At 68.6% G+C, this 6,893-nt stretch carries 8 protein-coding genes; 2 read left to right on the forward strand and 6 right to left on the reverse strand.

What is annotated here, in order from left to right:
- Window positions 1–24: 24 nt before the first annotated feature.
- From ABF821_RS10820 to ABF821_RS10830, 3 genes are all read right to left on the reverse strand, one after another.
- Window positions 25–1,137 (reverse strand): SH3 domain-containing protein, encoded by a 1,113-nt coding sequence (locus tag ABF821_RS10820; protein ID WP_415530005.1) that lies wholly within the window; start codon window positions 1,135–1,137, stop codon window positions 25–27.
- A gap of 79 nt (window positions 1,138–1,216) precedes the next feature.
- The gene (locus tag ABF821_RS10825) at window positions 1,217–1,609 is read right to left on the reverse strand and encodes a hypothetical protein (RefSeq protein ID WP_415530006.1); all 393 of its coding nucleotides are present in this window, start codon (window positions 1,607–1,609) and stop codon (window positions 1,217–1,219) included.
- Window positions 1,599–2,432 (reverse strand): HesA/MoeB/ThiF family protein, encoded by an 834-nt coding sequence (locus tag ABF821_RS10830; protein ID WP_183008117.1) that lies wholly within the window; start codon window positions 2,430–2,432, stop codon window positions 1,599–1,601. Before ABF821_RS10830 ends, ABF821_RS10825 begins: the two co-directional genes overlap by 11 nt.
- 176 nt (window positions 2,433–2,608) lie before the next feature.
- Here ABF821_RS10830 and ABF821_RS10835 point away from each other — a divergent pair, with 176 nt between their 5' ends.
- The gene (locus tag ABF821_RS10835; protein WP_259654550.1) at window positions 2,609–3,226 is read left to right on the forward strand and encodes a DUF2939 domain-containing protein; all 618 of its coding nucleotides are present in this window, start codon (window positions 2,609–2,611) and stop codon (window positions 3,224–3,226) included.
- 105 nt (window positions 3,227–3,331) lie between these two features.
- Here the strand turns inward: ABF821_RS10835 and ABF821_RS10840 are convergent, their stop codons facing one another.
- Window positions 3,332–3,580, reverse strand: a complete 249-nt coding sequence (locus ABF821_RS10840; RefSeq protein ID WP_114725217.1) for a DUF3126 family protein — start codon at window positions 3,578–3,580, stop codon at window positions 3,332–3,334.
- A gap of 205 nt (window positions 3,581–3,785) precedes the next feature.
- Here ABF821_RS10840 and ABF821_RS10845 point away from each other — a divergent pair, with 205 nt between their 5' ends.
- Window positions 3,786–4,319, forward strand: a complete 534-nt coding sequence (locus ABF821_RS10845; protein ID WP_415530010.1) for a hypothetical protein — start codon at window positions 3,786–3,788, stop codon at window positions 4,317–4,319.
- A gap of 12 nt (window positions 4,320–4,331) precedes the next feature.
- Here ABF821_RS10845 and ABF821_RS10850 read toward each other — a convergent pair whose 3' ends face one another.
- Together ABF821_RS10850 and ABF821_RS10855 are read right to left on the reverse strand one after the other, a co-directional pair.
- A complete protein-coding gene (locus tag ABF821_RS10850) occupies window positions 4,332–5,087 on the reverse strand; it encodes an RluA family pseudouridine synthase (protein ID WP_415530007.1) in 756 nt (251 codons plus the stop codon).
- The coding region (locus ABF821_RS10855; RefSeq protein ID WP_415530008.1) for a DNA translocase FtsK at window positions 5,084–6,893 on the reverse strand (1,810 nt) is incomplete at its 5' end. The genes ABF821_RS10850 and ABF821_RS10855, both read right to left, overlap by 4 nt.

The raw sequence follows: 6,893 nt of genomic DNA on the forward strand, positions 1-6,893 counted from the left end.
CGTCGTCCTTGCCCGCCGGGTTTTTCAGGACGGTTGAATGGTCTCCTGCGGCAGCAGGCCCCAGACCGCCTTGCGGTCCAGCCAGCCTGAATAATGTTGCACGCTGACGCGACACCATGTCGTGTCGGCGGCGCAGGTACGCAGGATGCCGACCGTTCCGGGTTTCAGCACCGCGATCAGGGCTGAACCGGCATCCGGGGTCGAGCGCAGCATGACCGCTCCGGGAATGGAGGCGGCCGAGGCGGGATCCGTCAGTCGTTCGACTTCACGACTATCGAAATGGCCTGCTGGTGGATTGGTTGCCTGTCTGGCTGCTGGCGAGGCGGCGGCGGGCGCCCCGGCTGTCGTCGGCGCGGGGGATGCCGGAGGGGTCGCCGGAGCCGGATCGACCGGCGGCAGGCCGGGGATGACGAAGCTGCGCGTGCCCACCAGCGTCGCCTGGTGCACCCAGCCTTTCTGGCCGTCGGAATCCTCGACGAGGCGCCAGACATCGAATTCGCGCTCGATTTTCACGGGCAGGTCGCGGCGGTGATAGACCCACTCGATCGGATAACGCTGTCCTGGCCCCGAGCGCATGTTCACCTCGTCGGCGCGCAGGGCCGCGAAGCGCGGCAGCGGCAGGCCGGTGACCGACCCTTTGTCCGTCGGGGCCGCCGGTTCGGCGGGCATTGCCGCCGGCGGGATGGCGACGGCTGCTCCGCCCGCGGGGGCTGCCGGGGTTGGTGCCGCCGCTGCCGCCAAGCCCGCCGCGGCGGCGGCCGCGGCGGTTGCCGCGTGGTGGGAGCGGGCTGGATGGGGGACGATCGCGCCATGGTGATGGGCCGTCGCGCCGGCGTGTGTCGTGGCTGGATGGCCGTGATGGAGCGTTGTGGCCGCGCCGGAAGCTGCGGCCGGACGATGCCGCTTATGATGCGCGGGGCCGGTCGTCTTGGTACCGGTCGCCTTGGTGCCCGCCGTGGCCTTGGCGGCGTGATGATGGTGATGGTGGCCCGTTTTGGACGGCTCCGGCGTGGTTGCTGCCGCGTCGTTGGGCATGAGGGGGACCAGCAGCGTTGCGCAGAGCATCCAGCCGGCGCATCCGCGCGGGGTGATGCGGCGCGGGGCGGGGAGGAGGGCAAGGGAGGAAGTGGGCATCATGGCTGCATCCCTGCCAAGGCCCGCGCCGCACGGCAAGGGGATTTGCGGCCCTGGATGCATTGCGCGATCCGCCGCCCCGTCACAGGCTGATGACCTGCCGCCCGCGCGCGGCATCGAGGAAGGCGGGAACCCCCGCCACGGTCACGCCCGGCAAGAGGGCGTCGGCGCCCAGACCGGTGAGACGCAGGCCGGATTCACACGCCATCAGCGTGCCGTCGAGCGCCTGGACGGCGTCGCGCAGAACCTCGAAGCCGGCGACGCCGCTGGCCTGGGTCGCGCTGTCCGCGCCGGCATCGCGCAGCCCCTGCCAGTCCCGCGCGAGGGCATGGACCCCGTGCCCGGCGGCGAAGATCAGCACCTTCCGGTCCACGGCAAGCGCCCCGGCGGCCAGGACCAGAGCATAATGCGCTCGCTCGAAGCCGCCATCGAGCAGCAGGATCGCCAGCCCTTCGCGCGGGATGTCAGTCGGCATGGATCGCGCAGGCTCCGGCTGGCACCTGTCCGGACGCATGGGCCGACAGGTCGTGAATGGTGGGATGGGTGCCGCAGAGCGGACAGTCGGGATCGCGGGAGAGGCGGATGGTGTGGAAGCGTGCCGCCAGGGCATCCCATACCAGCAGCCGGCCGGCGAGGCTCTCGCCGATATCGAGGATCTCTTTCAGGGCCTCGGTTGCCTGCAAGGTGCCCATGACCCCGGTGACCGCGCCGAAAACCCCGGCCTCGGCGCAGGACGGCACCGCGCCGTCACGCGGCGGAGCGGGATAAAGGCAGCGATAGCATGGCCCGCCCCGGTGCGGACGGAAGGTCGATAGCTGTCCCTCGAAGCGCAGCACGGCGGCCGAGACCAGAGTGCGCCGTTCCAGCGCGCAGGCATCGGCGACCAGGTAGCGGGTGCGGAAATTGTCGCTGCCGTCGCACACCAGGTCGTAGCCGCCGACCAGCGCACGCGCGTTGCCGGCGTCCAGCCGCGTCGCGTGGGTGTCGATGCGGACCAGCGGATTGACCGCGCGCATCGCCTCGGCCGCCGACTCGACCTTGCTGCGGCCGATCCGGTCGGTGGTGTGGGCGATCTGGCGCTGGAGGTTCGACAGGTCCACCAAATCGTCATCGACCAGTCCGATCCGGCCGACGCCCGCCGCTGCCAGATACAGGCCGAGCGGCGAGCCCAGCCCCCCGGCGCCGACGATCAGTACGCTGGCGGCGCGCAGGGCGGCCTGCCCCGTGCCGCCGATTTCCGGCAGCAGGATATGCCGGGCATAGCGCTGGATTTCGGTCTCGGAAAAATCAGGAATCATACGTCCTGCCTTGTCTTGGGCCTTGTATGCGCCCCGCATGCCTGCTGCGGAATATGGCGTTTGGCCTGACTTTTTATAACAATTTGTATCACGCGGCATGAAACGCATGCATGGCCGATATGTTTATCGTATGTTGTGGGAGCAAGACAGGGGCGATTTTTTCGATGGACCGTTTCATGCGTCTGATGCCTGCCGGGTACATGGTCGCCGTTCGACGGCAGCAGGCGCGCCGCATCTGTGCGGTGACGTTGGTCATGTCGCTGTCCCTGTTCGTGGCCTCGCCATTCGTGACGCTGTGGTCGGTTTCGTCGGCTATTCAGGCACATGACATGCGCACATTGGGCACGTTCCTGAACTGGCGTGCCGTGCAGGCCAGCCTGAAGACGCAGATCATCAGCGGGATCGTGGGCAATCAGCCGGCGAGTGACGACGAATTGCCGGAATTCGGTTCGTCGTTTGCCACCACGGCGGTGTCTCACGCGATTGACGTACATGTGAATGCCGCCAACCTCGATACGCTGATGGGGCAGGTCATGCCGGCGGCGCAGCCGGTGTCCGCGATCTCCCCGGTGGCCATGCTGCATCATGTCCGCATTCGCTTTCTGCGCCCGGACATGTTCGAGGCCCGTGCCGTGATGCCGGGCCACGAGCAGGAGACGCCGCTGCGCCTGCAGATGCGGATTCAGGGATGGCGGTGGAAGATTACCGAAGTGGATCTGCCGGCCAGCCGAACCGATCACCCGGTGATCGAGGCTTCGGCCGCGCCGGACAGGCTCGCCCTGCTCTCGCGCTGACGGCGATATGGTCCGTCTGCGCGTGTGTTGGCTGTGGGCAGGTTTCCGCCGGTCGTGCCCTGCTGCCGCCCTTCCCGTCGGGGACGGGCGGTAAGGGCGGATGCTTCAGCGACGGGCGCGGGTCGCGGTCGTCTCGGCGGGCAGGTCTTCTTCCAGGATCGTGATGTGCAGGGCGTAGGACACTTCGCCCTCATCCTCGTCCCGGTGAACGGTGCCGATGATCTCGCCTTTTACGGCGACCTCGACCGACAGGCCGGCGCGTGGCGGCGGATTGACCGTCAGTTCGGGCGACCCCAGCAGGCGGCGCAGGCAGACCTGAAGGCGGGTGATTTCGGAGGCGGACATGCTGCTCATGGAATGCTCTCTGTCGGAAAGGGTGGGGCCGATGGCATGGCCCGATAGTGGGGCGGACGCCGTCCGAGCCCGATATGATGATGCTCGCTATAGGCATTCGATGCCCTGCCCGCAACCGGGCGGCAGCGCGCCAAGGCCGCCTTCCCGCCTCAATCGTCTGATTTCGTCGTTTCATCAGTCCCCTGTTCGGGAGGATCTTTTGTCGATGCGCCGTGCGCTGTTCGCTCGCCTTTTTACGCCCCTGCGCCTTGCCTTGCTGGCGATGGTGCTGACAACACCGGCAATGGGGGCGGGCCTGACGAGTTTTGGCCCTCTGGAAGCCATGCAGCCGCTGAATGCGAAGGTGCTGGCCGAACAGATCAGGCAGGATGGTGCCCAGGAAGTCGGGCGCAGGTTGACGCGCGAACATGAATGGCCGCGCGTGCGTCGTGCCGTGGCGGCGGGCTGGGAAAACTGGATCGTGCTGGTGCCCGACCTGATCCCGGTTGCCGATCCGGGCACGAGCCGTGCGCTTCAGGCCGCGCTGCGGCGGGCCTTGATCCATAATCCGCGCGCTGTGCTGTCGATCCTGGATCGGAAAGATGATGTGCCTCTCGGCGGGAAGAACATCTGCGCCCCGGCGGCGGAACCTGCGTCCTGGCGGCCGCGTGCTCTCACGGCGATCCGCGAGGTGCATGACATCCATCTGATCGATCGGGGTACCGGTTGCCTGCATGCCCTGGAAGAGGAGAAATCCTGACGTTTCCGTATGTCAGGTTATGTCCGGTTCTTCCTGCCAACCCAGGCGCTTCAGGGCGGCGCGGATATGGGCGGGCGGTGGGGCGACGGCGGAAACCGGAGGGTCCAGCGGCAGGGAGAGCGCGCGACTCATCAGGTGCAGCCTGAAGCCGTCCTGCCCCGTTGCGTCGCCATAGACCGGATCGCCCAGGACCGGGCAGCCCAGGCTGGCGCAATGGAGCCGGGCCTGATGGGTGCGCCCGGTCAGCAACTGCAATTCCAGCCAGCTTGTTTCGCCGTCGCTGGCCAGAAGCCGCCACGCGGTGCGTGAGTCCTGGCCCGTGGGGGCCTGTACCATGCGCCAGCCCTGTTTGTCCGACTGTTTGGCGATCGTCATCGCCACCGTGCCGCTGTCGGTTACGGGGCGGCCGCGTACCACGGCCCAGTAGGTTTTGCGGGCCAGGCCGTTGGCGAAGGCGGCCTGTGCGGCCAATAGCGGTTGCTTGCGCAGGGCGATCAGCAGGCAGCCCGACGTATCGCGATCCAGCCGGTGGGCCAGCCATGGTCCGTCCGCCCGCCGTGACAGCAGCGGGAAGGAATCCTCGACCGACGGGCCGCCCGCGGGGCCGGCATGCACCGGCAGGCCGGGTGGCTTGTCGATGACCAGGAAGCGGGTGTCGCGGAACAGAACCGGAAAGGGATCGGCCCCGCCCGTGGGCGGGGCACCCGCGGGAAGGCGGAATGCCGGGCCGGCCGGCCGGGGCGGGGGCCGGCGCGCTCGCCGGGTCATTCGTCGTCGGGGGTGCGGCGCAGCAGGACTTCGCGCCGGCCGACATGGTTGGCCGGGCTGACGATGCCCTCCTTTTCCATCTGGTCGATGATCTTGGCGGCTCGGTTATAGCCGATCGACAGGTGGCGCTGGATGAACGAGGTCGATGCCTTGCCCTCGCGCGCCACGACGGCCACCGCCTGGTCGAACAGGCTGGTTTCCTCGTCATAGCCGCCGCTCAGCCCGTTGCCGGACGATTTGCCGCTGCTGCCGCTGCTGCCGCCGCCGCTGTCCTCGTCCTGGGCCGAGATTACGTCGTCATCATAGATCGGCTCGCCCTGGCTGCGGAGGAAGCGGACCACGTCCTCGACCTCGCTATCGGCGACGAAGGGGCCGTGGACGCGGGTGATCCGGCCGCCGCCCTGCATGTAGAGCATGTCGCCCTGGCCCAGAAGCTGCTCCGCCCCCTGCTCGCCCAGGATGGTGCGGCTGTCGAACTTGCTGATGACCTGGAAGGAGATGCGGGTCGGGAAATTGGCCTTGATGGTGCCGGTGATCACGTCGACCGAAGGGCGCTGCGTCGCCATGATCACATGGATGCCGGCCGCGCGGGCCTTCTGCGCCAGGCGCTGCACCGCCGTTTCGATCTCCTTGCCCGCGACCATCATCAGGTCCGCCATTTCGTCGATCACCACGACGATATAGGGCAGCGAGTCCAGCGCGAGCTGCTGTTCCTCGAAGGTCGGGCGGCCGGTCTCAGGGTCGTAGCCGGTCTGCACCCGGCGCGAGACGACCTCGCCGCGCTGGCGGGCGTCGGCCACCCGCTCGTTGTAGCCGCCGATATTACGCACTTGCAGGTGCGACATGGCGCGGTAGCGGCGATCCATTTCCCGCACCGTCCATTTCAGGGCGGCGACGGCCTTGGCCGGCTCGGTGACCACCGGCGTCATCAGGTGCGGGATGCCCTCGTAGATCGACAGTTCCAGGATCTTGGGGTCGATCAGGATCAGGCGGCATTCCTCGGGCGACATGCGGAACAGCAGCGACAGGATCATCGCGTTGACGCCGACCGACTTACCCGACCCGGTGGTGCCGGCGATCAGCAGGTGCGGCATGCGCGCCAGGTCGCCATAGATCGGCATGCCGGAAATATCCTTGCCCAGCGCCAGGCAGAGCTGCGACGACGCATGGTGCCACGCGTCGTCGGTGAAGAGTTCGGACAGATAGACCGTCTCGCGCCGTGCATTGGGCACTTCGATGCCGATCACGTTGCGGCCGGGGACGGTGGCGATCCGCACGCTCAGCACCGACAGCGACCGTGCCACGTCGTCCGCCAGGCCGATCACCCTGGCCGAGCGGATGCCCGGCGCGGGCTCCAGCTCATACAGCGTGACCACGGGGCCGGCATGGATCTGCCCGATCTGCCCCTGCACGCCGTAATCGGACAATACAGTTTCCAGCAGCCGCGCATTGGCCTGCAAGGCGTCCTGCGACGGGCCGGTCTGGCCGTGCGCGGGGGCGGGCTTCAGCAGGTCGAGCGGCGGCAGGCGCCACGGATCGCGGCCGTCGGAACGCGGTGGCGGCGCGTAGTCGTCCGGGTCGGGTATCGCGCGGGCGGCGGCGGGCGGTGACTCCACCGGCTCGGGGCGGCCGCCGAACAGCCGGCCCATCAGAGACGGGCGCGGCGGTTCGGCCGGAGGGGCGGCCGGCGTGACGGGAGGGTGCGTGGCCTCCGGCACCGGGCGGGGGACGACAGCCTGGGTCGCCGGGCCGCCCAGCAGCAGGGGGGGCGCCTCGTCGGCGGTGTCGTCTTCCATGCCGGGGGGC

Source organism: Gluconacetobacter sp. (assembly GCF_047721585.1).
In the GTDB taxonomy this organism is placed as follows: domain Bacteria; phylum Pseudomonadota; class Alphaproteobacteria; order Acetobacterales; family Acetobacteraceae; genus Gluconacetobacter; species Gluconacetobacter dulcium.

Bases quoted from the DNA above. Each gene is read 5' to 3' on its own strand.
- ABF821_RS10820 (WP_415530005.1), bottom strand. From the start codon at position 1,137: ATGATGCCCACTTCCTCCCTTGCCCTCCTCCCCGCCCCGCGCCGCATC.
- ABF821_RS10825 (WP_415530006.1), bottom strand. From the start codon at position 1,609: ATGCCGACTGACATCCCGCGCGAAGGGCTGGCGATCCTGCTGCTCGAT.
- ABF821_RS10830 (WP_183008117.1), bottom strand. From the start codon at position 2,432: ATGATTCCTGATTTTTCCGAGACCGAAATCCAGCGCTATGCCCGGCAT.
- ABF821_RS10835 (WP_259654550.1), top strand. From the start codon at position 2,609: ATGCGTCTGATGCCTGCCGGGTACATGGTCGCCGTTCGACGGCAGCAG.
- ABF821_RS10840 (WP_114725217.1), bottom strand. From the start codon at position 3,580: ATGAGCAGCATGTCCGCCTCCGAAATCACCCGCCTTCAGGTCTGCCTG.
- ABF821_RS10845 (WP_415530010.1), top strand. From the start codon at position 3,786: ATGCGCCGTGCGCTGTTCGCTCGCCTTTTTACGCCCCTGCGCCTTGCC.
- ABF821_RS10850 (WP_415530007.1), bottom strand. From the start codon at position 5,087: ATGACCCGGCGAGCGCGCCGGCCCCCGCCCCGGCCGGCCGGCCCGGCA.